This window comes from Sphaerisporangium sp. NPDC049002 (genome assembly GCF_040649355.1).
In the GTDB taxonomy this organism is placed as follows: domain Bacteria; phylum Actinomycetota; class Actinomycetes; order Streptosporangiales; family Streptosporangiaceae; genus Sphaerisporangium.
Genome location: NZ_JBEZFH010000011.1, coordinates 19,267 through 43,012 on the forward strand (window position 1 = coordinate 19,267; position 23,746 = coordinate 43,012).

Below are 23,746 nucleotides of genomic sequence, written 5' to 3' on the forward strand. Positions count from 1 at the left end.
TTCTACGTGACACCGATCGCCACGGCGGCGGCCGAAGGATGGCCCGAGAAGCCAGTCGGCCTGCCAAACCGGCACACATCAAGACAGGGAGTGCCGCATGACTCAGACGGTTGAGATGTCCGAAGACTCCGACCAAGCGGGGAAGATCCGCGATGCTCTGACGGATAAGCTGCGTGCCAAGGGCTTGATCACGTCGCCGGTAGTAGAACGGGCCTTTCGTGTGGTGCCGCGGCACGAGTTCGCTCCGGCCGGCACATCGCTGGAGGTCGCCTACAACGCCGACGACTCGGTGACGACCAAGACCGACGAGCACGGCGCGGTCACCTCCTCGATCAGCGCGCCGTTCATCCAGGCCAGGATGATCGAGCAGGCGGAGATCGGGCCAGGCATGAGCGTGCTGGAGGTCGGATCCGGGGGTTACAACGCCGCGCTGCTGGCCGAAGTCGTCGGCCCGGAGGGTCGTGTCGTCAGCGTGGACATCGACCCGGAGGTGACCGCCCGGGCCAGTGCCCTGCTGGACGCGGCCGGGTACGGCAGCCGGGTCCGGGTCGTGCTGGCCGACGCCGAGCACGGTGTCCCCGAGCCCGGGCCATTCGACGCGATCATCGTGACGGTCGGAGCGTGGGACATACCGTCGGCCTGGCTGGAACAGCTGGCCGGGGACGGAGTGATCGTCGTGCCGCTGCGAATGAACGGGATCACCCGCTCGATCGCGTTCCACCAGCAGGGAGACCACCTGGTAAGTACGTCCGCCGAAGTGTGCGGGTTCGTCCCGATACAGGGCGACGGGGAGCACTCCGAGCGGGTCTTCCTGCTCCCTGACGCCCAAGGCCGCAACGTCAAGTTGCGGTTCGACGACGGGGTACCGCAGGAGCCGGGCCTGCTGGACGGGGTGCTGGCGACCGAACGTACGGCGGTGTGGTCCGCCGTCACGATCAATCACGGGGTGTCGTTCGCCGACCTGCACCTGTGGTTCGCCGGTTTCCTGCCCGGCTTTTGCAAGCTGGCCGCCGACAAGGGGACCGAGCTGGACCAGGAGCGGGGGAACTGGTTCCCCTTCGGTGTCGTGCGGGGAGACTCCTTCGCCTACCTGGCGGTGCGCCCGGCCCTGGAGGGCGCCGGAGTGGAGTTCGGGGCGCGCGCCTACGGGGCGCACGGCAAGGCGGCCGCGACCGCGATGGTCGAACAGATCCAGGCATGGGACCGGCAGGCCCGGTACAGTCCGGCGCCCACGTTCGCCTTCTGGCCGACTGGCAGCAACCGCGCCCAGATTCCTGACGGCTCGGCGGTCCTCAACAAAACCCATGGTCTGGTCACGATTTCCTGGCCCACAGTGGGCTGAGCAATCGCGCGCACGCGCGGGCCAGGATGCACCACACCCAACCCCCTATGGAATGAGGAGTGTGATTCGATGGCTCCATCGCTGACCCTCGACGCCACCGAGGCCCTGGACTCCACGGCCGCCGCCGACGAGGAGTTCGAGCTGGACATGCGCGTGGTGGAGGCCACCACGCCTCTAGTGATCATGATGTGTGACACCAACGACGGGTGCGGCAGCACGTGCGGCACCAGCGCGTGCAGCACCAGCTCCAACGACCCGGTCTGAACCACCATCCCTCTGCCGCCGGTGCCTGAGTCTGGCGCCGGCGGCGCGGTTCATCCCCGGCTGAGGAGGCGATCACGGTGACCGTACCACTGCGCTACCAGCACACCGGCCTGGTGATGGTGCGCGCGACGACAGACCCAGGCGACCTGGACCCGCCGACGCACCTGGAGGTGTCCGACCCGGCCGCGATCGAGCACGAAGGCCGGGCATGGCTGGCGAAGCTGTGGTCCCGCGGCGAGATACGCGAGGCGCTGCGGATGGCCAGCCCCGTCCTTGGGGCGCGCATTGACCAACTCCTCGCCGAAGGCACCGGCCCGGCGCCCGTCAAGGAGCTGCGCCGTGCCATCGTGTCCGCCGCGTCCTACCTGTTGCGCTGGCAGCGGCGCGCTACCCCGTTCGGGCTGTTCGCCGGCGTCGCCCCCGCCATGGTCGGGCCCACCATGGCGAAGGTCGGCGCCGAGCACCGGGCGGTGGTGCGGGCGGACGCCGAGTGGCTCACGATGCTGATCGACCAGGTCGAGCGGCACCTGGAGTTGCGCGCGCGGTTGATGGTGATGGCCGACAGCGCCGGGATTGTGCGCGATGGCCGCTTCATCGTGACCGCGCGGGCACAGGTGGGTGCCCGGACTCCCGGGCCCTTGCGTGATGCGTCGGTACGCCACACCCGGCCCGTGCAGTTCGCGCTGGCCAGGGCCGCCTCGCCGATTCAGTTCGACGCGCTCGCCGTGGAGTTGGCCGCCCGGTTCCCGGGCACCTCACCGGACAAGGTCCGCGCCTTGCTGCACGGCCTGGTCGACCAGGGCATCCTGATCACCAGCCTGCGTCCGCCGATGACGGCCGCCGACGGGTTGGCCCACCTGATCGGCGCGCTGCGCGCAGCCGGCGGAGAACGACTGACCGACATCGCGGCGCTGCTATCCCGACTGGAGGAGATCAGCGAGCAACTGGCCCGCCACAACGCCTGCGCCGACCCCGGGAAGGCCGCAGCGATCCGGGTATCGGCCACCGAACAGATGACCGCGCTCGCCCCCGGCGCCGGGCACGTGCTGGCCGTCGACGTGCGGCTTGACGCACAGATCGCCATCGCCGAGCGCGTGCTGTCGGAGGCCGCACGCGTCGCCAGCGTCCTGGTGCGGCTGACCACTCAACCGTTCGGCTCCGCAGCTTGGCTGGACTACCACGCCCGGTTCCGTACCCGCTATGGGCCCGGCGCTGTGGTGCCGGTGCGGGAACTGGTGGCCGACTCCGGGCTCGGTTACCCCGGCGGGTACCTCGGCGCGCCGCGCGCCCGGCCCGGCTGGCGGGTGCTGACCGAGCGCGACGCCGCTCTGCTGGAACTCATCCAGAAGGCCGTACTGGAGGGGGCCGAGGAGATCGAGCTGACCGAGGCCGACGTCCAGGCGCTGACGGTGGGCGAGCACGCCGACATCGTGCCGCCACAGCGCATCGAGCTCGGCGTCACACTGCACGCCACCTCCACCCAGGCGATTGAGGCCGGAGAGTTCGAGCTGCGCGTCATCGCCGCGCCCCGCGCTCATACCAGCATGGCTGGACGGTTCGCCTACCTGCTCGACGACGCCGACCGCGAACGGTTGGCCGCGTCCTTCACCACAGACGACGAGGACGCCGAAGTCGCGGTGCAGTTGTCCTTCCCCCCTCGCCGACCGCACAACGAGAACGTGGTGCGCGTCCCACGGCTTGTCCCCGACGTGGTGTCCCTGTCGGAGCATCCTGATAACGGCGTGATCGGCGTGGAGGACTTGGCCGTCACCGCCGACGCCGACCAGATGTATCTGGTTCAGCGGTCCACCGGGCGGCGCGTGGTCCCCCGGATACCGCACGCGCTGGACACCTCCCTCCAGAGCCCGACCCTGGCCCGGTTCCTCGCCGAGGTCGCTGACGCACGCAGTGCGGTATTCGGCCCCTTCGATCCCGGTGCCGCCCGTACCCTGCCTTACATTCCGCGTATCCGCTACCGGCGCACCGTGCTGGCCGCTGCCCGTTGGATTCTCACCTCCACCGACCTGTTGGGCACCTCGGCATGCGAAGCCTGGGATGCGGCGCTGTACTCCTGGCGGCAGCGGTGGCGGGTCCCGGCAAGGGTCGTGTTGTGCCTGGCGGAGCTGCGTCTGCCGCTCGACCTGGATCAGGGACTGGACCGCACCCTCCTGCGGACCCGGTTGGACAGAACCGGGCGGATCGAGCTGCAAGAAGACGGCGCGCCCGGCGGTCAGAGCTGGATCGGGAGGCCGGCAGAGCTGCTGATCCCGATGACCGCGATCACCCCTCCGCAGCGCAGGCCCCCGGCAACCGCAGCGCCGGGAGCTGTCCTTCGGCCGGGTGGCTCCGCTTTGGTGCACGCCCAACTGGTGGGCAACCCCGCACGGTTCGACCAGATCTTGACCACGCACTTGCCCGCGTTCGTCGACGAGTTCCCCGGGCTGGTCGAGCGCTGGTGGGTGCGGCGGCACCGCGACATGATCCGGCCCGAGACCGATCAGCACCTCGCCCTGTTCCTGCGCCTTGCCTCCCCCGACCAGTACGGACCGGCGGTCGCGCGCCTGGCCGGCTTCGCCGCCGACCTGGAGGCGCGCGGCCTGCCCGCCCAGCTCACCCTTGCCTCCTACCCGCAACATCTCGCCCGCTACGGCGAAGGCCCAGCGCTGGCAGCGGCCGAGCAGGTATTCGCCGCCGACACCGCGGCCGCCATCGCGCAGATCACGATGGCTGAGGCCGCCGGGCTTCCCGGCCAAGCCCTGGCCGCCGCGTCGATGGCGCAACTGGCCGCGGCTTTCGCCCCGGACACCGAATCCGGATACCGGGCGCTGATCCAGTGCCTGAAACAGGGCAGTGGGCCGTTGGAGCGGACGCTCCGCGACCACGCACTCCACCTGGCCGACCCCGCCGATGGTTTCCAGGCCGTCCGCGCTGCGCCGGGCGGCGACGCGGTGGCCGCCGCATGGCGCGCCCGGGATGCGGCGCTGACCTGCTACTATCGCGCGCTCGCCGAGCAGCGCGACCCGGCCACCGTGCTGCGCACCCTGCTGCACGAGCACCACGTGCGGGCTCTCGGCGTCGACCCGGTGTTTGAGAAGATGACCGGCCGCCTGGCCCGCGCGGCCGCGCTGCGCCGTCTGGCGCTGGCGGGTGCCCGGTGAACCCCGGCGTGAACACCGGCCTGGTGGCGCTCACCGCCGACGAGGCGACCGGCCAGTCCCTGGCGACCGGGATGGCCGGGGCCGCACTGCTGCATATCGAGCGGGCCCTGAACGGCTCCGGGGATTGGGCGAGCGCACGCGCGGCAATCCAGCAGGCCGCGGCCGGGCCGATCGACACTGCCGAGCACGCGGGACTGTTCTACGGGGCGCCGGCCATCGCCTTTGTGCTGCACGCCGCAGCCTCGGACGGGCGTCCCCGCTACCGTGCGGCGGCCACGACCCTGGATGGGTACGTACTCCGCCTGGCTCACCGGCGCCTGGCCACCGCCGCAGGCCGGATGAAGCGCGGCGAGACGGCAACGTTCGGCGAATACGATCTGTTCTACGGGCTGACGGGAATCGGCGCGCTGCTACTGCGTCATATGCCCGGCAGCGACGCACTCGCCGACGTCCTGCGCTACCTCACCCGGTTGACACAGCCGCGCCACCAGGATGGGCTTGAACTGCCGGGATGGTGGGTGGCGCACGACCCGGACCCGATCCTGCCGACCCCCGGAGGGCACGCGAACTTCGGGATCGCGCACGGCGTGGCGGGCCTGCTCGCCCTGCTTGCACTCGCCACCGCACGCGGCCATGTGGTCGACGGCCAAACCGAGGCGATCGAGTACCTGAGCGCCTGGTTCGACCGGTGGCGGCAGGACTCGGCTGAGGGGCCGTGGTGGCCGCAGTGGGTCACCCGCCAGGAGCTGCGCACCAGCCGCCTCGCCCAGGACGGGCCCGGGCGACCGTCCTGGTGCTATGGCGCGGTCGGGATCGCCCGCGCCCAGCAGCTCGCCGCCATCGCCACCAACGATCCGACCCGTCGCAAGGTTGCGGAGGAGGCCCTTGCCGCTTGTCTGACCGACCGGCAGCTCCACCGGATCACCCAGATGGGACTGTGCCACGGAATGGCCGGGGTGTACCAGACAGCCTACCGGGCTGCCCGCGACGCGCAGAGTCCCACGATCGGGGCACGGCTTCCTGCGGTGGCCGCCGCGCTGACCAGGTACGCGACCGCCACTCAGAACCACAGCGACGACATCGACGACATCGGCATCGGGACCGGGTTGCTGACTGGAGGCGCCGGGGTGGGCCTGGCGCTGGAAACCACGCGGCACACCACGCCGCCACGCTCGGGATGGGACGCATGCCTGCTGATCGTCTGACCGCCGCCCCGCCCTATCAGATCGCAGCAGGCGTGGGCGCGGTGCTCGCGGGCGCCAGCCTTGAGTCCACTGCGACCGCCAGCGGCATCGACCCCGCAGACCTCGCCGAAGCCCTACAGGTGTATCAAGCCGCCGGGCTCGCCGCCCTTGAGCGGCGCGCGGACAAGCAGTGGTATCAGCTGCGCGTTCAGTTCCCCGACTGGAGCACCGCTGAGAGCGCCGGCGCGGCGCGGCTCGGGCCGGGCCTGGACCAGCTCCAAGCCAGTGGAGCCGTGGCCGGATGGTGGTTCCTGCGCAAGCACCCCTGCTGGCGGGTTCGCCTGCGCGGCGCGGACACCGCAGAAGTGGACGGGGTGTTCGACGAGCTGACCGCAGCCGGGGTGCTCACCCGCTGGTGGCCGACCGTGTACGAGCCCGAAACCACCGCCTTCGGCGGCCCGGCCGGAATGTGCGCCGCCCACGACCTGTTCTGCGCCGACAGCCGCGGCGTGCTGAACTACGCCCGCCAGAGCGCACCGGGCCTGGGCCGCCGAGAACTGTCGGTCCTGCTGATCAGCGCCCTGCTGCGCGCGGCCGGGCTGGACCGGTTCGAATGCGGCGACGTCTTCGACCGGGTGGCCCAGCTGCGCCCCGCACCCTCGCATGCCGATGTCGCGCGCGTTGATGAACTGGCCACCAGCGTGCGCACCCTGCTGGCCGTACCCGCACAGGCCGGCAGCGCGCTGTTCGCGCCCGGCGGTCCGGTCGCGTTCGCCGCGCCCTGGATCGCCGCGTTCGAAGCCGCCGGCAGCCAGTTCGGCCACGCGGCGGCGGAGGGCAGGCTTGACCGCGGGGTGCGCGCCGTCCTCACCCACGTTCTGATCTTCCACTGGAACCGGTTCGGCCTGTCGGCCACCACTCAAAGCATCCTCGCCCGCGCAGCGACCGCAGCCCTCCTGCCTCGGAGCTGACCATGGACATCACGACGCTGAGCGCCGCCGCGCGCCGCTTCCCGCTCCTCGGCCGCCCCCGCCCGGCCTGCCCACCGCTCCCCGAGCGGGTGAAGGAGATCTGCGAGATCGCAAGCACCGCCGGACAACAAGGCGCGGACGTCATGCACCACGCGGCGCACGCCCTGAACAAGGCCGCGCTGCTGGCCAGCGACTGCGGCCTAGAGGACCTGGCCCGCGACCTGTGCTGGCAGCACATCAACCTCTACCGAGTGGCAGGCCTCCGGCTCACTGTGCGGCAGGCCAGGTACATGCTCGAACCCGTCCTCAACCTTGCCCGGCTCCAAATCCGCGCCGACGCCGGCGGGCAGGCCCTGCGACTTCTGGAAGCGATGTACCAGGCTGTCACGGCGAACACCGACCTGGTCGTCGACAGGAACACACTGCCGCTGGCCAATCTCACGGGCACGCGACAGGAGCACCGCAACCTGCGCGAATGGGTCTGGATGCACTATCTCGCGGACGGGATCCGTGCCCTGGCTCTCGCAGGCCGCTGGGACGACGCGGTCGCCCACGCCGAAGCACACCGGGGGATCGGACGGCACCTCATGGAGGGGCGGCAAGCCACGATCATCGCCCACTGCCTACACGGTGCCCTGCCAACGGCCCGCGCGGTACTGGCGGACAGTACGCCGACGCAACCGTGGGAACATCAGGTCGCTTCCTGCTTGAATGTGATGTGCGCGGACCCAAACAGGGCATCGATCAGCCAGGAAGTCGCAGCGATGGTCCGACACTTCCTCGAACAGGAGCCGGTGCCCGGCTACGCGGTCTTCCGGGCTCGGCTCGGGCTGACCGTGGTCAGCCTCGCTGGCGCCGCTGACCCGGAGGCGGCCGACGGCGTACTCGCCCGGGTGACGGCCGAGGCGATCGAGGCAGGTGATGGATACGCCGCACGCGACATGCTGGGTTATCTCAGCACCCGCACGGGCCTGACGAACATGCAGCGCGATGCGCTGTCCGAGCTGGTGACCCGCTCCGGGCTGGGATCTGGGACGCTGCCAGAGTCTCTGCTCAATTCGCTCGTCAACTCGGCGGAGGTCGCGAAAGAGGCGTTGGCCGCGTCGATGGTGCGGCCGGATCGTCCGGCCATCAGGCCATGACGAGGTCAGAGAGGTCTGAGCAGGGGGCGTCTCGGTCGTAGCCGTACCAGAGGCGGTCGGGGCGGTGCGGCAGGCTGGCTAGGTCGTGGGAGTAGGGCGGGCGGCCACACCAGCGGCAGCTGAGCGGCATGGGTGGCCGCTCAGGGTGCCAGCGGACCCGGATGACACGCGGGTTTCTGCTGAGGTTGTGCAAAGTCAGACCCCAGGGGCTGGAGTCGGTGACAACTCGGCCCAGGTAATGGTCTTGTGACGGCCGATGGTGAAGTCCCAGCACTCCGCCACCGCGTCGATTAGGCGCAGGCCCCGGCCTCGAAGATCAAGCTCGTCTAGCGACCCGGCCCAGTCCGGCAACTCCACCCCGTCCAAGGGGCGGAGCCGGGGGACGCCTTCTCCTCCGTCGTCGATCACCTCGATACGTACCCGGGTGCCGACGTGGAGGACATAAACCGTGACGGACCCGCCCGGAAGCGACGATCGCGAATGTTGAACGCTGTTGGACACCAGCTCGGAAACCACCAGCATCGCCGAGTCCAGCACCGGATCCCCGCTGAGCAGTTTCCGTATGAACGTCCGCGCCACACTCACCTGATCGGGGTTTCCGGCGAAGGTGATGAAGCCCGCGATCGTCCGCGGGGGCGGCGTCGGATCGCCCTCACGGCACCAGCCTTCGTGTCCGACCTTGTCCTCCGCGCCGATCCGGCGGGACTCACCCGAGCAGGTAGCCCGTACCGCCGGGACCAGCCCCAGGTTCTCACCGCTGCTGACAGGTGAGTGGCGCGTGAGCGGTACCTCGTTGTGGAGGCCGTTGATGCCCGCCACCTCACGTTCGAGCACTTGCAGCGCCCGCACCCCCGCGCCCAGCAGCTCGACTTGCCTGACCTCTTGTCTCACCTGCGACCTCCTTGCATTCGTGGCTGCCTTGCCGGAGTTCCGAGCAGGTGTCTTTCCACGTCCAGACGCGAGCTGATGTCACCTTGCGCCTCCACCTCAACCCCTTCCTTCATGCCGCATGCATCCGGAGAGTGTTGTTCCGGTGACCAAGAGTCTTACATGGGCTGTGAATATTTACATGGGTAATGGTGAAAGTTGGCAACGCTGGGTAGGCGTTAGGTAGCCTTCTGCAAGATTCAGTGGCATGGGGTGATCGCATGAGCATCAAGCGCGGCATGACTTTGCGTGCGCAGTGGCTGGGGCGTGAGCTCAGAGAGTTGCGAGAAGCCGCTGGGCTGACGGCCAGTGAGGTCGCTGGCTACATCGAGCGCACAGGAGCCACTGTCAGTCGATTCGAGGCCGGCCTTTACCCTGCCCGGACTTCGGATGTCCAGGTCCTGCTGAACCTCTACGGCGTAGATGATCCGCAGCGGAGGGACAACTTGGTGCGACTTGCGACCGAGGTATGGCAGACAGGGTGGTGGGAAAGCTATTCAGACGCTCTGTCTAAGAACACCATTGACTACGCCTGGATAGAGTCGCGGGCTCGACTTGTCCGCTCGTTCGATGCGTTGGTCGTCCCCGGCCTGTTACAGACCCGCGCGTACATGGAAGCGGTGATCAGCGCTGCTGATCCCGATGCGTCTGCCGAGCAGATGATGTCGTGGGTACGGTTCCGGCTCACACGTCAGCAGGTACTCACCGACCGTGAACCGCCTCACATCGAGGCCATTCTGGACGAGAGCGTCCTACATCGTGCGCCTGGGGCATTGGAGACCATGGCGTCGCAGCTTTCATACCTGATAGACCTGGCCGAACGCCCCACCGTCGACATCCGAGTGCTGCCTTTCGCGTCCGGAGCACATGCCAGTCCTGAAGGCGCCTTTATGATCTTCGAGTTGCCGTCACCTTACCCGGATGTCGCTTTCGTAGACACTCCCGCAGGCGGCATCTATGTTGAAACGCGGGGCGTACAACGGCTTGAGACGAAATATCGGCACATCAGGCGCAGAGCGTTGGACCCGGATGAATCTGTCGGGCTGATCCGAGCCGCTGCGGACAGGTACGCATAGACCCCCTAACTAGTAGGAGAGAGCATGTCGACTGAGTCACGGGCTGAGGTTGCGTGGCACATCAGTAGTTTCAGTCCCAATGGGGGTGGTGACTGTGTTGAAGCCGGTCCCGTTCTCGACGGGAGTGGGCGGATCGCCGTACGGCACAGTCATCAGCCCGATGGTCCAGCCATCCTCTACACCCAGTCCGAGTGGAAGGCATTCCTCGCAGGTGTCCGCATCGGCGAGTTCGACTTCTAAGCGTGCTTATCCGTTCGGTGTGGCCGCCCTTGGTCAGCGTCTTTCGAGGAAGGTGGCCTCCTGCTGAGCGCCGCCGCGAGGCCTGGTGGAGGTCACAGGGCCCTGCGGAGCCATTCTTCGACGCCGGCGACGTGAACGGTGGCCCAGGCGCGGGCGACGTCGGGCTGGTGGCCGGCGATCGCCTCGTAGATCGCCATGTGCTGCTCCCTGGTCTTCACGGTGGCCCCCTCCTGGGTGAGGCCCCGCCAGATGCGCGCCCGGGTGGTGGGACCCGACAGGCTCTCGATCAGCGAGCAGAGCACGGTGTTGCCCGACCCCTTGGCGATGGCCTGGTGGAAGTCGAGATCGTTGGCCACGAGCTGCTCGATGTTGGGGTCCTCCGGCAGGGCCTCAAGGATCATCCGCAGTTCCTCGACGCCCTCCGGGCTCATGTTGGCCGCGGCCATCGCCGTCGCCGACGGCTCCAGGATGCGGCGGACCTGGAAGAACTCCAGCACGGTGTCGTCGCGGTGGAAGTCGACCACGAACGAGAGGGCGTCGAGGAGCAGCCGGGGCTCAAGGCTCGTGACGTACGTGCCGTCGCCCTGGCGCACGTCCAGCACGTTGATCAGCGCCAACGCGCGCACGGCCTCGCGGAGCGAGTTGCGGGAAAGGCCGAGCCGTTCGGCGAGGTCGGCCTCCTTCGGCAGCCTCGCGCCGGGGGCGAGCTCACCCGAGACGATCATTCCCTTGATCTTGTCGATCGCCGCGTCCGTGACCGCCACGGAGTCACCACCCCTAGAGTTGCGCAGTTCAAGCCCATACATCCGATGTCTAGGAGTGTATGCCGTCAGTGTGTCGCGGCTGTGAACCGTACGGGATCGCCGGGAGCACCAGGCTCGCGACGGATCAGGCCGCGGACCTCCAGCGTGCGCAGGTGCGCGGCCGCCTCGCCCGCCGCCATGCCGCGCTGCATGGGCGCGAGGTCGGCCCAGGGGCGATTCCAGGTCATCCGCTCGGCGACGTCCCAGATGGTCGGTGAGGCCGGGGAGAGCCCGGCCAGCAGCTCGCGCACCTGGACCAGCTTGTCCTCATGGTGGGCGCGGATCTCGGCCGCGCGCGTGCCGACGTCGGGGAACGTCCACTCATGGGCGGGAAGGGCCTCGGCGCTCCCGAGGCCGCCCACGCGCTCCAGGGAGGTCAGGAAGTCGCCCAGCGGGTCGACGTCGCTCCTGTCGTACGGATAAATCCCGATATGGGGGGTGATGCCAGGCAGAACGTGGTCCCCGGTGAAGAGCCGGTCCGCGTCCTCCAGGTGCAGGCAGACGTGGCCGGGTGTGTGTCCGGGGGTCCAGACCGTACGGAGCCTGCGGCCGGGCAGGTCGATCAGGTCGCCGTCCCTGAGCTCCAGGTCGGGTACGGCGGGTGGGTCGGGACGGCCGGACAGGGCCACCGCGTCCGCGTCCGATCCCGCGCCCGCCCGGCGCATCATGTCGGCCTGGAAGTTGCGGTGTGACCCCTCGGCCAGCTCGTGGATCAGCCGTACGAGCGCGGCGTCCGCCTCGTGCATGGCGATCCAGCCGCCGGACTCCTCGCGCACCCGCCCGGCGAGCCCCGCGTGGTCGGGGTGGTGGTGCGTGACGACCACCCCGCGCACCGTGCGGACGTCGATGCCCAGGGTGGCGAGCCCGTCCCGGAGCGCCAGCCAGGCGTCCTCGTGGTTCCACCCGGCGTCGACCAGCACCGGCCCGGCCGGGGACTCGACGGCGTACACCAGCGTGTACCCGAGGGGGTTGCCGGGGATCGGCACCGGGACGCTCCACACCCCGCCGCCGAGGTCGGCGGGCCGCTGCGCGCTGTACGGCCTGCGGCGCGTCTTCACACGCGCTCAAGAACGGTCGCGGTCGCGAGGGCGCCTCCGGCGCACATCGAGACCAGGGCGGTCGAGGTGTCGGATCTCTCCAGCTCGTGGAGGGCCGTGGTGATCAGGCGCGAGCCCGTCGCGCCCACCGGATGGCCGAGCGCGATGGCCCCGCCGCTCACGTTGACGTGGTCCATGTCAGGCTGGTGGACACTCGCCCACGACAGCACGACGGCGGCGAACGCCTCGTTCACCTCGAACCTGTCGATGTCGGCCACCTTCATGCCCGACATGGCCAGCGCCTTGGCGGTCGCGTCCACCGGCCCGTCCAGGTGGTAGTACGGCTCGGCGCCGACCAGGGCCTGGGCCAGGATGCGGGCGCGCGGGCGCAGGCCCTGCCGGGCGGCGGCCTCCTCGCTCATCAGCAGCACGGCCGCCGCGCCGTCGGAGATCTGGGACGACGTGCCCGCGGTGTGTAACGCGTTCTCGCCGAGCACCGGCTTCAGCCTGGCGAGCCCCTCGGCCGTGGTCTCGCGCAGGCCCTGGTCCCTCGCGACCGTACGGCTCTCACCCGTCGGCCGTCCGTCGTCGTCCAGCACGGGGGCGGCAACCGGGATGATCTCGCGCTCGAACCGGCCGTCGGCCCACGCCTTGGCCGCGAGCCGCTGTGACCGCGCGCCGAACGCGTCGAGCCGCTCGCGCGTGAGCCCCCGGCGCTTCGCGATGCGCTCGGCCGCGTTGAACTGGTCGGGCATGTCGATCGACCAGTCGTCAGGCCGGGGCTTGGCGGGGAGCACGTTGCTGCCGAGCGGCTGGCGGCTCATGGCCTCGACGCCGCAGGCCACGCCGGCGTCGATGACGCCCGCCTGGATGAGCGCCGCGACCAGGTGGACGGCCTGCTGGGACGAGCCGCACTGGGCGTCCACGGTCGTCACGCCCGTCTGGTACGGCAGGCCCGCGTACAGCCAGGCGTAGCGGCCGATGTGCCCGCCCTGCTCGCCCGCCTGGGTCACGCACCCGGCGAACGCCTGGCCGATGGTCGAGGGGTCGACGCCGGACTTCTCGACCACGCCTCTCATGGCCGTCGCGAGCAGCACCTGCGGTTTGAGCCCCGAAAGCCAGCCGGCGCGCTTGCCGATCGGGGTGCGTACGGCCTCGACGATCACCGGCGTGCCCATGCGGGCCTCCTCAACGTCCGAACGTTGTTCTAGCCGAGACTGTAACGGGTTCTATTTTGACGTGGAAGTCCCCGGTGGCGGGGCTCAGCGGCCGAAGTCGCTGAGCAGGCGCCCGGCGGCGATCTCGATGCGGCGCTGGATCTGCTCGTAGGTGCGGCGGCCGCGCAGCATTTCGAGCAGCTCGTGCACCCAGATGCTCGCCAGCGAGCCCGCCAGGGCGAACTCCTCCTCGGTCGCCGACTGCGCGGTGAGGCCGTTGCCCGACACGCGCAGGAGCAGGCCGGCCATGCGGTCGCCGAAGGGGGTGTCGACCTCGGCCATGATCAGTGAACGGATCAGCGCGTCGGCCAGCTCGGGCTCGCGCATGAGACCGCGGGTCGCCCGCATGAGCACGTCGACGGCCCTGCCCGCGGGGGAGGCCGCGCTCGGCGGACGCCGCTCGATGCTGCTCTCAAGCAGGTCGAGCTCCTCGCCGACGACCGCGACCACCAGGTCCATCTTGGAGGGGAAGTAGCGGTAGAGAGTGCCGAGGGCCACCCCGGCGCGCTCGGCGACGGTCCTCATCTGCATGGCCTCCACGCCGCCGCGTGACGCGAGCGCGGCGGCGGCCTGGACGATGCGCTTGCGCCGCTGGTGCTGGCTGCGCGTGCGGACGCCGGAGGAGACCGGGGCCGCCGGAGGCGGGTGCGCCACGTGATCGTCGCCGTCGGGCCCGGTGGGCGCCGGGACGGCTGTGGTGCCGGCATGCGGAGTGCGCATAAGAACACGTTACCGGATTACTCGCAGGTAGGCCTTGTTACTCACCGGTCACAACGAATGCCGGTCTTCCATGACGTTTGTGTTGCGAGCAGATATCCGGTGGTCTCTCCGGAAATGCCCCTGGACAGATATTAGAATCTGTTCTAGTTTGCGGCTGACCAGGTCATGCCACCCCCTGGAGCGACGATGGACTTCACCCTGGACGAGACGCAGGCAGAGCTGAGGGAACTGGCCGCGCGCCTGTTCGGCCGGGAGGCCACGCAGGAGCGGCTCGCGGACCACGAGAAGGGCGGGCGGCCGTACGACGCCGGGCTCTGGGAGGGGGTGGCGCAGGCCGGGCTGATCGCCGCCTGCCTGCCCGAGGAGGCGGGTGGCGCCGGGCTGGGCGCGGTGGGGCTGGCCGTGATCCTGCGCGAGGCTGGGACGAAAGTGGTCCCGGCCCCGATCCAGGACAGCCTGGTCGCGGCGATGGTGATCGGCCGGTACGGGTCCGCGGAGCAGCGCGAGAGGCTGACCCGCCTTGCCGAGGGCGAGATCGTGCTGACCGCCGCGCTCCTGGAACCGGGGCGGGACCTCGGCGCGACGCCCCTGACGACGTCCCGGCGATCGGGCGACGGATGGGTGCTTTCCGGACGCAAGACCATGGTGTCCTACGCCGCCGAGTCCGAGGCCATCCTGGTGCCCGCCGAGACCGAGCACGGCACCGGCCTGTTCCTGGTGAGGCCCGGGGACGCGGCCGTACAGGCCGTGCCGGCCTCCACCGGAGAGCCCACGGCGGCCGTCGTCTTCGACGACGCCCCCGGTGAGCCGGTCGGCGAGCCAGGAGGCGCGGCGTACGGCACGCTGCGGCTGCTCATGCTGGTCGCGATCACCGCCAGTGCCTCCGGCGTGCTGGCGGGGGCACTGGAGCTGACGACGGAGTACATCAAGACGCGCAAGCAGTTCGGCCGCGCGCTGGCCGAGTTCCAGGCGGTGACCGTGCAGATCGCGGACGTCTACATCGCCGGGCGGGCGCTCGACGTGGCGGTCTGGTCGGGCGCGTGGCGGGTCGACGCCGGCCTCGACGAGGAGGCCGAGCTGGACCTGGCCGTCGCGGCGCACACTGTGACCGACGCCGCGCTCGCCGGCCTGTACACCTGTCAGCACCTGCACGGCGGGATCGGCCTCGACGTGACGTACCCGCTGCACCGCTACTTCGCCTGGGGCAAGCATCGTGCCCACCTTCTCGGTGGCGTGGAGGCCCGGCTCGACACGATAGGAGCGCTCGTCTGATGCTGATCGACCTCACCTCCGAGCAGAAGCGGCTCCGTGCGGAGCTGCGCGACTACTTCACCGCGTGCCTGACCGGCGAGGACCGCAGGAAGATCGCCCAGGACCCGTTCGGCCAGGCGTACATCGAGCACTGCCGCAGGCTCGGCCGCGACGGCAAGCTCGGCCTCGGCTGGCCCAAGGAGTACGGCGGCGCCGGCCTCGGGCCGCTGGAGCAGCAGATCTTCGCCAACGAGATCGCCCGCGCCGAGGTGCCGTACCCGATCATCACGCTGCAGACGGTCGGCCCCACCCTGATGCAGTACGGCACGGCGGAGCAGAAGGAGTTCTTCCTGCCGAGGATCCTCGCGGGGGAGTGCCACTTCGCCATCGGGTACAGCGAGCCGGGAGCCGGGACGGACCTCGCGTCCCTGCGCACCACGGCCGTCAGGGACGGGGACCACTACGTCGTCAACGGGCAGAAGATCTTCACCTCGGGCGCGCACTACGCCCAGTACATCTGGCTGGCCGCGCGTACGGACCCGGAGGCCAAGAAGCACCGGGGCATCTCAATGATGATCGTCGACACCACCGATCCGGGATACTCCTGGACGCCCATCATCACGATGGACGGGCGCCACCACACCAACTCGACCTACTACGCGGACGTGCGTGTGCCCGCGGACATGCTGGTCGGTGAGGAGAACAAGGGCTGGGACCTCATCGTCAACCAGCTCAACCACGAGCGGGTCACGCTCGGCCCCGCCGGGAACATCGCCCATGTGTACGACAGGTTCGTCGCGTGGGCCCGGCGCACAGGGGCGATCGAGGAGCCGGCGGTGCGGCGGGCCATCGGGCGTGTCTACGCCTACTTCCGCACCAACGAGCTGCTGAACTGGCAGGTCGCGGCCAACATGGACCTCGGCTGGCTGGGCGCCCCCGACGCCTCAGCCACCAAGATCTACGGCTCCGAGCGCATGCAGGACGTCGGCAGGATCGTCGGCGAGGTGCTCGCCCGGTACGGCGACCCGTCCGACCCGGAGACCGCCGCGTTCGTCGACGTGCTGGACCACGGGGTCAAGGGCGCGGTCGTGCTGACCTTCGGCGGCGGGGTGAACGAGGTCCAGCGCGAACTGATCGCGATGCTCGGCCTCGGCCTCCCGCGACCGCCTCGATGACGCCCTTCCCATGACCCGGCCCGAGGGCCACCGCAGCGCTGAGGAGAGACAGTGACGGTTGAGTCGAGCGTCCACGAGCGGCTGACCGCCCTGGCGGAGCGGCAGATCGCGGCGGGTGAGGTACGGGGGGTCGCCGCCACCGACCCGGTGAACCTGCCGATGATCCACCACTGGACGGACGCGATGGGGGACGCCAACCCCGTCTACACCGACGAGAAGTTCGCCGCCGGGAGCGTACACGGGGAGATCGTCGCGCCGCCCGCGATGGTCCAGGTGTGGACGATGCCGGGGCTGCGGCGCGACAAGGGCGTGGCGAGCCCGGTGGACGGCGTGCTCGCCCTGCTGGACGAGGACGGCTTCACCGGGGTCGTGGCCACCAACTGCGAGCAGACCCACCACCGCTACCTGCGGCTGGGGGAGCGGCTCACCCCCGCCACCCGGATGACGGGCCTGTCGGGCCCGAAGACCACGGCCCTCGGTGTCGGATATTTCGTGACATGGGTGGTGACCTGGTACTCCGAGGCCGAGCCGGTGGCGGAAATGATGTTCCGGGTACTGAAGTTTCGCCCCCGGGAGAAGAAAGCAGCGCCCGAAGCGCGGGAGCCGTACCCCCTGAAGCCGGCCGTCAACAGGGACACGGCGTTCTTCTGGGAGGGTGTGCGGCAAGGCGAGCTACGGATCCAGAAATGCGGCGACTGCGGCGAACCGCGGCATCCGCCGGGGCCGGTCTGCCCGTCGTGCCGGTCGGTCAACCGGTCGTACACCGTGGCGAGCGGGCTCGGCGAGGTCTACAGCTTCGTCGTCCACCACAACCCGCCCGTTCCCGGGATCCGGACGCCTTTCGTGGTGGCCGTGATCGAACTACTCGAAGGTGTGCGCATCGTCGGCAACGTCGTGGGATGCGCGCCAGAAAAGGTGGGTATCGGTATGCCGGTGCGTGTGACATACCGCGAGATGGACGACGACCTCGTCCTGCCGTTGTGGGAACCCCGGGAGCCGTGATGCGCACATTGACGGAAGACGAGATCGAGTGCGGGGCGGCGCTCCCGCTCCTGCGCGTCGAGCTGAGCCCGACGATGGTCATCTCGACGGCGCTGGCCACCATGGACTACACACCCGTACACCACGATGTGGAGATCGCGCAGGCTCAGGGCTCCAAGGACATCTTCCTGAACATCCTGACGACCATGGGGCTGGTCGAGCGCTACGTCACCGACTGGGCCGGGCCCGAGGCGCTGATCCGTGGCATCAACGTCCGGCTGGGCGTGCCCGCGTACGCGGGTGACGCGATCACCTTCAGCGGGACGGTCGCGTCGCGCGAGGGCCGCGAGGTCTCCGTCGACGTGCGCGGCACGGTCAGCCTGGGCGACCACGCCACCGGCACCGTCCGCTTCTTCCTCCCCGGCTGAGCCGCCGCCGGCGGAGACGTCGCCAGGGCTGTCACAAGGGTCGCCATCAGAAGGGCACATCACGTGTACTCGCTTTCCGGCCGTACGGCCGTCGCGGGCGTCGGCGCCACCGAGTTCTCCAAGGATTCCGGCCGTTCGGAGCTCCAGCTCGCCGCCGAGGCCGTCCTCGCCGCGCTCGACGACGCCGGGCTGTCGCCGTCCGAGGTGGACGGCCTGGTCACCTACACGCAGGACAGCAACCAGGAGATCTCGGTCGCCCGCGAGGTCGGGATCGGCGACCTGTCGTTCTTCTCCCGGGTCCACTACGGGGGAGGGGCCGCGTGCGGGACGGTCCTGCACGCCGCGATGGCCGTCACGACCGGGGTGGCGTCCACCGTCGTCTGCTACCGGGCCTTCAACGAGCGGTCCGGGCGCAGGTTCGGCCAGCCGGACGCCCGGCTCGGCGGCGAGCCCTCGTCGCAGGGCATGGAGATGAGCTGGCACGTGCCGTACGGGCTGATGACGCCGGCCGCCTGGGTCGCGATGTTCGCCCAGCGGTACATGCACACGTACGGCGCGACCTCGGAGGACTTCGGCCGGGTGGCGGTGGCGATGCGCCGCCACGCCGCCGCGAACCCGGCGGCGTGGTTCTACGAGAGGCCGATCACCCTGGAGCAGCACCAGCGGTCGAAGTGGATCGTGGAACCGCTGCACCTGCTGGACTGCTGCCAGGAGAGCGACGGGGCCGTGGCCCTGGTCGTCACCTCGGCCGAGCGGGCGAGGGACCTGCGGCGGTCCCCGGCGATCGTCACTGCCGCCGCGCAGGGGTCGGGGGCGGGGCAGATGATGATGACGAGCTTCTACCGCGATGACATGTCCGGCCTGCCGGAGATGGGGGTGGTGGGACGCGGCCTCTGGGAGATGTCGGGAATGTTGCCTGATGACATCCAGACCGCCATTCTCTACGACCACTTCACGCCATTCGTGCTGAGCCAGCTGGAGGAGCTGGGATTCTGCGGCAGGGGAGAGGCCAAGGACTTCATCGCCGGCGGCGGCATCGAGATCGACGGTCACCTGCCGGTGAACCCGCACGGCGGGCAGCTCGGCGAGGCGTACATCCACGGCATGAACGGCATCGCCGAGGCCGTGCGCCAGATCAGGGGAACGTCCGTCAACCAGGTGCCCGGCGTCCAGAACGTGTTGGTCACCGCGGGCACCGGCGTCCCGACAAGCGGCCTCATCCTCTCCCAGGACTGACCGCTCGTCCGGCGACGTCTCCCAAGGAGACGCCTCTGACGGTGAGCCCTCTGAAGGTGAGCCCTCTGACGGTGACGCCTCTGAGGGTGACGTCGGCCGGACGTCGGTCAGGGGGTGACGATCGTGGGGACCGCGAAGAACACGATCATCGCGATCGCGACGCAGAGGATGAACCCGGCCAGCTCCCAGAGCCAGTCGTAGTGGTGCTCGCCCAGCTTGATCGGCTTGGGCCGGTCGTGCCGGTGTGGCCGCGCCGCCTGCCCGGGTTCCTTCCCCGCCGCCGTGGCCCGCTTGGGCACACTCACCGCCGTGGCCGTCGGGGGCTCGGGGTCAGGGTCCGGGGTGGGCAGGCCGTCCACCACGGTCTGCTCGGCCGGCTCCGCCGGCGACGTGTCGCCGGACGCCGGGGACCCTTCGCCGGCAGCGGTCTCTGTGGACGCACTCGTCTCGGTAGAGGTAGGCGTCTCAGCGGACGTGAGCGTTTCGGCGGACGTACGTGTCTCGGCGGACGTACGTGTCTCGGCGCCGGTCGTTTCGGTGGTGGCGAAGGTGCGCCGGAGGGTGGGCCAGTTCCTGGTGGCCAGCGCCTCGCTGAAGGACGACTTCGCGGGCGCCGGGCCGCGCCCGGTATGTGACGAGCCGTCCAGGGCCGGAGCGCCGTCCTGCGGGGGAGCCGCAGGCCCCGTCGACGCCACCAGGGAGTCGGGAAAGACGGTCGGCGGATCAGACGCCGCGACCAACACGTCGGGGGCCGTCAGCACGTCCGGGACCGCCGGTACGTCCCGGACCGTCGGCTCGGGGACCGCGAGTGTCTCCGGGACTGCCAATGCCTCGGAAACCGCTCGTGTCTCTGGGACTGCCAGTGTCTCCGGGACCGTAAGGGTCTCCGGGGTTACCGGGGCGGTCAGAGGAACCGGAGCGGTCAGGGGAACCGGGGCGGCGAGAGGGGCCGGGGCGGACTTACCAGACCGGCGGCGGCGGGATCTCGGGAGACCGTTCGGTGCTCCGGGGCGTGATGCCCGGATCCTCGGCATCGGCTCGGTGGTCGCCTCGTGCCCGGATCCGCGGCCGGGCTCGGGAGGCGACAGCTCCTTGGCGGGGAAGACGCCGGTGTTGGTGATGGGATCGGGCTCGGCGAGGGGCAGCGGCCACCTGGGCGTGGTTGGCCAGAGCCGCTTGCTCGCCGATCGCGCGCCACCGCCGGCCGTACCGGTCTCTGCGGGGATCGCGCTGAGGATCGACACCCGCAGGGCCCCCGACGGCCGGCGCCAGGGCAGCCGGGCCAGGGCATCCTCGGCGGGCCCGATCGCGAGGCCCGCGTACACCTCGGCCACCTGCGGCGGCACGACGGCTCCTGACCGCGCGGCGGTCACGGCGGCGGCGAGGGAATGGGTGAACCGCTGGCGGGCGGTGAGCTCAAGCTGCTCGGCGGTGTCGGCCGCGACGTCGAGGACCCAGGCCAGCTCGGCCGTGTCCAGCCCGCAGACCGCCGACAGCAGGAGCACCTCGCGCTGGTGGGGGCGGACCTCACGTACAGCCCGCTCGACCAGCGCGGTCGCGGGGTCGGCGACGGGATCGACCGACGGCGGGACGTAGGTGACGTCGCGCCGGTAGATCTCACGGCGCGCGAGCGCGTAGAGCGCGGCGCGCGGGGGCTCCACCACCGGAACATTGGTGAGAACGGCCGTCAGTGCGTCGGCGGCGGAGGCGGTGTCGGCGAGCTGATCGTGGCAGTACGCGAACAACCCGGCGGCGTGACGGTCGTAGAGCTCGGCGACCAGCTCGCCCCTGGGGCGCTGATCGATGAGCGATGAAGTCACAACCGCTCCTCTGGAATTCTCGTGCGGGCTGGAAGGTTTGGCCTGGCTGAGGGGGATAGGGAGGGGGAGCCAATCATGCCAAGGCCCTCCCGGGGAGTCGCACTAATCGATGCCACTTTGATAGATATCGCGAAAGTACCAGGAAGAAGCGGCCGGACAGCGAACATTCGAACCTTTCTGAAATGCTGACAAGTCGGTATGACGGTTGTCTTGGGACAGATTGCTGAAGATCCCCATAGGGTGTGTCGGGAAAGATCAAGTGGACCTGCGGTCGGACCGTCACCTACCGTGGGGGCTGCCGAGCGGGTGGTAGCTGCGCGCAGCCGACTCGACGATTCCGGGCCACGCGGTCCCGGCCGAGAAGCACGAGGTCGTGCGTGATCACATTTGAAGGCGTAACCAAGCGCTATGGCGACGGCACGGTAGCCGTCGACAACCTCAACCTCCAGGTTCCCACCGGGGCCATAACCGTCTTCGTGGGGCCGTCCGGCTGCGGTAAGACCACGTCGTTGCGCATGATCAACCGCATGATCGACGCGACCGAGGGGCGCATCCTCCTCGACGACCAGGACATCCGGAAGATCGACCCGCCGACCCTGCGCAGGGGCATCGGCTACGTCATCCAGCAGTCCGGCCTGTTCCCGCACCGCAAGATCGTGGACAACGTCGCCACCGTGCCCTACCTGCTCGGATGGGACAAGAAGAAGGCGCGCGAGCGGGCGATGGAGCTTCTTGAGCGCGTCGGGCTCGACACCAAGCTGGCCGGGCGCTACCCCTTCCAGCTCTCCGGCGGCCAGCAGCAGAGGGTCGGGGTGGCGAGGGCCCTCGCGGCCGACCCACCGGTGCTGCTCATGGACGAGCCGTTCAGCGCTGTGGACCCCGTCGTGCGCACCAGCCTGCAGGACGAGCTGCTCCGGCTCCAGGCCGAGCTCCAGAAGACGATCGTGTTCGTGACCCACGACATCGACGAGGCGATCAAGCTGGGCGACACCGTCGCGGTGCTGCGCGTCGGCGGTCACCTGGCGCAGATCGCCGACCCCGCGACCCTGCTCGCCGAGCCCGCCGACGCCTTCGTCGAGGGGTTCCTTGGCAAGGACCGCGGCATCCGGCGCCTGTCCTTCGTCCCGGCCAGCGGCATCGAGGTGCGGTCCGAGCCCGGTGTGGCCGGCTGGTCGGTGGTCCTGGACGACGACAACCGGCCGACCGGGTGGCGTGCGGACGGCGCCGGCGGCGTGAACGGGCTCCAGCCGTTCGGGACCTTCGACCTGAAGAAGGACTCCTTGCGCGCCGCGCTCGACGCGGCGCTGCTCGCGCCGTCCGGCTGCGCGATCGCGGTGGACGGCGACGGCAGGTTCGCCGGGGTCGTCACCAGGGACGCGCTCGACGCGGCCCTCATCCGGAGCACGGGGGTGGCCGATGGGTGACGGCGAGCCGCTGGTCCGCTGGGACTGGATCGGCCGCAACTGGCCCAGCATCCAGACGCTGCTCGTCGACCACGTCGTCATGGCGGTCGTGCCGGTGCTGCTGGGGCTGGTCATCGCCCTGCCCCTGGGCCTCGCGAGCGCGCGCTGGCGCGTGCTCTACCAGCCCACGGTCGGCCTGATGAACGTCGTCTACTCGCTGCCCTCGCTGGCCGTCTTCATCGTGCTGATCCCGCTGACCGGGCTGGCGGAGCGGGCCACGGTGATCATCCCCTTGACCTTCTACTCCCTCGCTGTGCTGATCCCGTCGGTGGTGGACGGGCTCGGGGCGGTGCCCGACCACGTGCGCCAGTCGGCCGTGGCGATGGGCTTCGGGCCGTTGCGGCGGCTGCTGCAGGTCGAGCTGCCCATCGCGGTGCCCGTCGTGCTCGCCGGCCTGCGGGTGGCGACGGTGTCCAGCATCAGCCTCGTCAGCGTCGGCGCGCTGGTCGGGCGGGGCGGGCTCGGCTACCTGTTCATCGACGGATGGCAGCGCCAGTTCTACACGCCGATCGTGGTGGGCATCGTGCTGGTCGTGGCGCTCGCCGTGCTCGCCGACGGCCTCATCGTCCTCGCGCAACGCCTGCTGACCCCCTGGGCCCGTGCGAGGAGGACGACATGAACTGGCTGATCGACTTCTTCGGCGACGCGGCGAACTGGTCGGGTCCCGGGGGCATCCCCACCCGGCTCCTGGAGCACATCGAGTTCTCCGTGGTGGCGCTGTTCCTGTCGATGGTCGTCGCGATCCCGCTCGGCCTGCTGATCGGGCACACCCGGCGGGGCGCCGTCCTCGTCGTGGTCGCCGCGAACGCCGCCCGCGCGCTGCCCACCCTGGGCCTCGTGGTGCTGATCGTGCTGCTGGCCGGGGTCGGCACGACCTGGCCCGTGCTGATCCCCCTGGTGGCCCTCGCGATCCCCCCGATCCTGGTCAACACCTACGAGGGCATCCGGGGCGTCGACGAGGACCTGCGCGACGCGGCGTACGGCATGGGCCTGCGCGGCCGCCAGGTGCTGACGAAGGTGCTCGTCCCGGTGGCGTCGCCGCTGATCCTGCTCGGCCTGCGCGTCGCGGCGATCCAGGTGGTCGCGACGGCCACCGTCGCCGCGTACGTCGGCCTGGGCGGGCTCGGCCGTTACATCATCGACGGGCTGGCGACCAAGGACTTCCCGAGCACGATCGGGGGAGCGGTCCTCGTCGCCGTGCTGGCGTTGATCGTGCAGCTCGCCTTCTCGCTGCTGCAGCGCGTGGTGGTCTCCCCCGGGGTGAGCCAGCGCGTGAGGGTCCGCTAATCTCTACATTACCCCCTGATTTGG

The 23,746-nt window shown here is 70.0% G+C and carries 22 protein-coding genes; 16 read left to right on the top strand and 6 right to left on the bottom strand.

The features are described from left to right. The first annotated feature begins 97 nt into the window (after positions 1 to 97). From fxlM to AB0B89_RS04490, 6 genes are all read left to right on the top strand, one after another. Positions 98 to 1,342, top strand: a complete 1,245-nt coding sequence (gene fxlM / locus AB0B89_RS04465; RefSeq protein WP_358547993.1) for a methyltransferase, FxLD system — start codon at positions 98 to 100, stop codon at positions 1,340 to 1,342. A gap of 69 nt (positions 1,343 to 1,411) precedes the next feature. Then, entirely contained in the window at positions 1,412 to 1,606 is a 195-nt protein-coding gene (locus AB0B89_RS04470) for an FxLD family lanthipeptide (RefSeq protein WP_358547995.1), read from the top strand. A gap of 77 nt (positions 1,607 to 1,683) precedes the next feature. Beyond that, a complete protein-coding gene (locus AB0B89_RS04475; protein WP_358547998.1) occupies positions 1,684 to 4,764 on the top strand; it encodes a lantibiotic dehydratase in 3,081 nt (1,026 codons plus the stop codon). A gap of 8 nt (positions 4,765 to 4,772) precedes the next feature. Continuing rightward, positions 4,773 to 5,969, top strand: coding sequence for a lanthionine synthetase C family protein (locus AB0B89_RS04480; RefSeq protein WP_358548000.1), 1,197 nt, complete (start codon positions 4,773 to 4,775; stop codon positions 5,967 to 5,969). After that, positions 5,951 to 6,919 (top strand): thiopeptide-type bacteriocin biosynthesis protein, encoded by a 969-nt coding sequence (locus AB0B89_RS04485; protein WP_358548003.1) that lies wholly within the window; start codon positions 5,951 to 5,953, stop codon positions 6,917 to 6,919. The genes AB0B89_RS04480 and AB0B89_RS04485 overlap by 19 nt, the downstream gene beginning before the upstream one ends. A 2-nt stretch (positions 6,920 to 6,921) precedes the next feature. Further along, a complete protein-coding gene (locus AB0B89_RS04490; protein WP_358548005.1) occupies positions 6,922 to 8,061 on the top strand; it encodes a hypothetical protein in 1,140 nt (379 codons plus the stop codon). Between the two features lie 195 nt (positions 8,062 to 8,256). Here the strand turns inward: AB0B89_RS04490 and AB0B89_RS04495 are convergent, their stop codons facing one another. Then, positions 8,257 to 8,952 carry an ATP-binding protein gene (locus tag AB0B89_RS04495; RefSeq protein ID WP_358548007.1) on the bottom strand — a complete coding sequence of 232 codons (696 nt, stop codon included), beginning with the start codon at positions 8,950 to 8,952 and terminating at the stop codon, positions 8,257 to 8,259. Positions 8,953 to 9,209: 257 nt separating this feature from the next. Between AB0B89_RS04495 and AB0B89_RS04500 the strand changes: the two genes are divergently transcribed. Then, positions 9,210 to 10,064 carry a helix-turn-helix transcriptional regulator gene (locus AB0B89_RS04500; protein WP_358548010.1) on the top strand — a complete coding sequence of 285 codons (855 nt, stop codon included), beginning with the start codon at positions 9,210 to 9,212 and terminating at the stop codon, positions 10,062 to 10,064. Between the two features lie 24 nt (positions 10,065 to 10,088). Then, entirely contained in the window at positions 10,089 to 10,304 is a 216-nt protein-coding gene (locus AB0B89_RS04505; protein WP_358548012.1) for a DUF397 domain-containing protein, read from the top strand. Between the two features lie 92 nt (positions 10,305 to 10,396). Here the strand turns inward: AB0B89_RS04505 and AB0B89_RS04510 are convergent, their stop codons facing one another. The 4 genes from AB0B89_RS04510 to AB0B89_RS04525 all read right to left on the bottom strand — a co-directional run bounded on the left by AB0B89_RS04510 (position 10,397) and on the right by AB0B89_RS04525 (position 14,081). Beyond that, positions 10,397 to 11,068, bottom strand: a complete 672-nt coding sequence (locus AB0B89_RS04510; RefSeq protein ID WP_358548015.1) for a FadR/GntR family transcriptional regulator — start codon at positions 11,066 to 11,068, stop codon at positions 10,397 to 10,399. A gap of 65 nt (positions 11,069 to 11,133) precedes the next feature. Further along, on the bottom strand, positions 11,134 to 12,165 hold the full coding sequence (locus tag AB0B89_RS04515) for an MBL fold metallo-hydrolase (protein ID WP_358548018.1): 1,032 nt from the start codon (positions 12,163 to 12,165) through the stop codon (positions 11,134 to 11,136). After that, the gene (locus AB0B89_RS04520) at positions 12,162 to 13,322 is read right to left on the bottom strand and encodes a steroid 3-ketoacyl-CoA thiolase (protein ID WP_358548021.1); all 1,161 of its coding nucleotides are present in this window, start codon (positions 13,320 to 13,322) and stop codon (positions 12,162 to 12,164) included. The genes AB0B89_RS04515 and AB0B89_RS04520 overlap by 4 nt, the downstream gene beginning before the upstream one ends. 84 nt (positions 13,323 to 13,406) lie before the next feature. Next, positions 13,407 to 14,081, bottom strand: a complete 675-nt coding sequence (locus tag AB0B89_RS04525; protein ID WP_358548024.1) for a TetR family transcriptional regulator — start codon at positions 14,079 to 14,081, stop codon at positions 13,407 to 13,409. 186 nt (positions 14,082 to 14,267) lie between these two features. Here AB0B89_RS04525 and AB0B89_RS04530 point away from each other — a divergent pair, with 186 nt between their 5' ends. From AB0B89_RS04530 to AB0B89_RS04550, 5 genes are all read left to right on the top strand, one after another. After that, entirely contained in the window at positions 14,268 to 15,353 is a 1,086-nt protein-coding gene (locus tag AB0B89_RS04530; RefSeq protein ID WP_358548026.1) for an acyl-CoA dehydrogenase, read from the top strand. Beyond that, the gene (locus tag AB0B89_RS04535) at positions 15,353 to 16,507 is read left to right on the top strand and encodes an acyl-CoA dehydrogenase family protein (RefSeq protein WP_358548029.1); all 1,155 of its coding nucleotides are present in this window, start codon (positions 15,353 to 15,355) and stop codon (positions 16,505 to 16,507) included. Before AB0B89_RS04530 ends, AB0B89_RS04535 begins: the two co-directional genes overlap by 1 nt. A gap of 51 nt (positions 16,508 to 16,558) precedes the next feature. After that, positions 16,559 to 17,509, top strand: a complete 951-nt coding sequence (locus tag AB0B89_RS04540; protein ID WP_358548032.1) for a bifunctional MaoC family dehydratase N-terminal/OB-fold nucleic acid binding domain-containing protein — start codon at positions 16,559 to 16,561, stop codon at positions 17,507 to 17,509. Beyond that, a complete protein-coding gene (locus tag AB0B89_RS04545) occupies positions 17,509 to 17,916 on the top strand; it encodes a MaoC/PaaZ C-terminal domain-containing protein (RefSeq protein WP_358548035.1) in 408 nt (135 codons plus the stop codon). The genes AB0B89_RS04540 and AB0B89_RS04545 overlap by 1 nt, the downstream gene beginning before the upstream one ends. A 63-nt stretch (positions 17,917 to 17,979) precedes the next feature. Further along, the gene (locus tag AB0B89_RS04550) at positions 17,980 to 19,152 is read left to right on the top strand and encodes a lipid-transfer protein (protein ID WP_358548038.1); all 1,173 of its coding nucleotides are present in this window, start codon (positions 17,980 to 17,982) and stop codon (positions 19,150 to 19,152) included. A 107-nt stretch (positions 19,153 to 19,259) separates the two neighbouring features. On the opposite strand, the gene AB0B89_RS04555 is transcribed toward AB0B89_RS04550, so the two are convergent. Next, positions 19,260 to 20,972 carry a hypothetical protein gene (locus AB0B89_RS04555; RefSeq protein WP_358548041.1) on the bottom strand — a complete coding sequence of 571 codons (1,713 nt, stop codon included), beginning with the start codon at positions 20,970 to 20,972 and terminating at the stop codon, positions 19,260 to 19,262. Positions 20,973 to 21,349: 377 nt separating this feature from the next. On the opposite strand from AB0B89_RS04555, the gene AB0B89_RS04560 reads away from it, so the two are divergent. The 3 genes from AB0B89_RS04560 to AB0B89_RS04570 are packed head-to-tail and all read left to right on the top strand — an operon-like array spanning position 21,350 to position 23,722. After that, positions 21,350 to 22,396, top strand: a complete 1,047-nt coding sequence (locus tag AB0B89_RS04560) for an ABC transporter ATP-binding protein (protein WP_358548044.1) — start codon at positions 21,350 to 21,352, stop codon at positions 22,394 to 22,396. Beyond that, a complete protein-coding gene (locus AB0B89_RS04565; protein WP_358548047.1) occupies positions 22,389 to 23,054 on the top strand; it encodes an ABC transporter permease in 666 nt (221 codons plus the stop codon). The genes AB0B89_RS04560 and AB0B89_RS04565 overlap by 8 nt, the downstream gene beginning before the upstream one ends. After that, positions 23,051 to 23,722, top strand: coding sequence for an ABC transporter permease (locus AB0B89_RS04570; protein WP_358548050.1), 672 nt, complete (start codon positions 23,051 to 23,053; stop codon positions 23,720 to 23,722). The genes AB0B89_RS04565 and AB0B89_RS04570 overlap by 4 nt, the downstream gene beginning before the upstream one ends. The last annotated feature ends 24 nt before the right edge of the window (positions 23,723 to 23,746 follow it).

Coding starts and splice junctions, on each gene's coding strand:
- AB0B89_RS04570 (WP_358548050.1), top strand. CDS start 23,051: ATGAACTGGCTGATCGACTTCTTCGGCGACGCGGCGAACTGGTCGGGT.
- AB0B89_RS04530 (WP_358548026.1), top strand. CDS start 14,268: ATGGACTTCACCCTGGACGAGACGCAGGCAGAGCTGAGGGAACTGGCC.
- AB0B89_RS04535 (WP_358548029.1), top strand. CDS start 15,353: ATGCTGATCGACCTCACCTCCGAGCAGAAGCGGCTCCGTGCGGAGCTG.
- fxlM (WP_358547993.1), top strand. CDS start 98: ATGACTCAGACGGTTGAGATGTCCGAAGACTCCGACCAAGCGGGGAAG.
- AB0B89_RS04485 (WP_358548003.1), top strand. CDS start 5,951: ATGCCTGCTGATCGTCTGACCGCCGCCCCGCCCTATCAGATCGCAGCA.
- AB0B89_RS04490 (WP_358548005.1), top strand. CDS start 6,922: ATGGACATCACGACGCTGAGCGCCGCCGCGCGCCGCTTCCCGCTCCTC.
- AB0B89_RS04470 (WP_358547995.1), top strand. CDS start 1,412: ATGGCTCCATCGCTGACCCTCGACGCCACCGAGGCCCTGGACTCCACG.
- AB0B89_RS04525 (WP_358548024.1), bottom strand. CDS start 14,081: ATGCGCACTCCGCATGCCGGCACCACAGCCGTCCCGGCGCCCACCGGG.
- AB0B89_RS04500 (WP_358548010.1), top strand. CDS start 9,210: ATGAGCATCAAGCGCGGCATGACTTTGCGTGCGCAGTGGCTGGGGCGT.
- AB0B89_RS04565 (WP_358548047.1), top strand. CDS start 22,389: ATGGGTGACGGCGAGCCGCTGGTCCGCTGGGACTGGATCGGCCGCAAC.
- AB0B89_RS04545 (WP_358548035.1), top strand. CDS start 17,509: ATGCGCACATTGACGGAAGACGAGATCGAGTGCGGGGCGGCGCTCCCG.
- AB0B89_RS04505 (WP_358548012.1), top strand. CDS start 10,089: ATGTCGACTGAGTCACGGGCTGAGGTTGCGTGGCACATCAGTAGTTTC.
- AB0B89_RS04520 (WP_358548021.1), bottom strand. CDS start 13,322: ATGGGCACGCCGGTGATCGTCGAGGCCGTACGCACCCCGATCGGCAAG.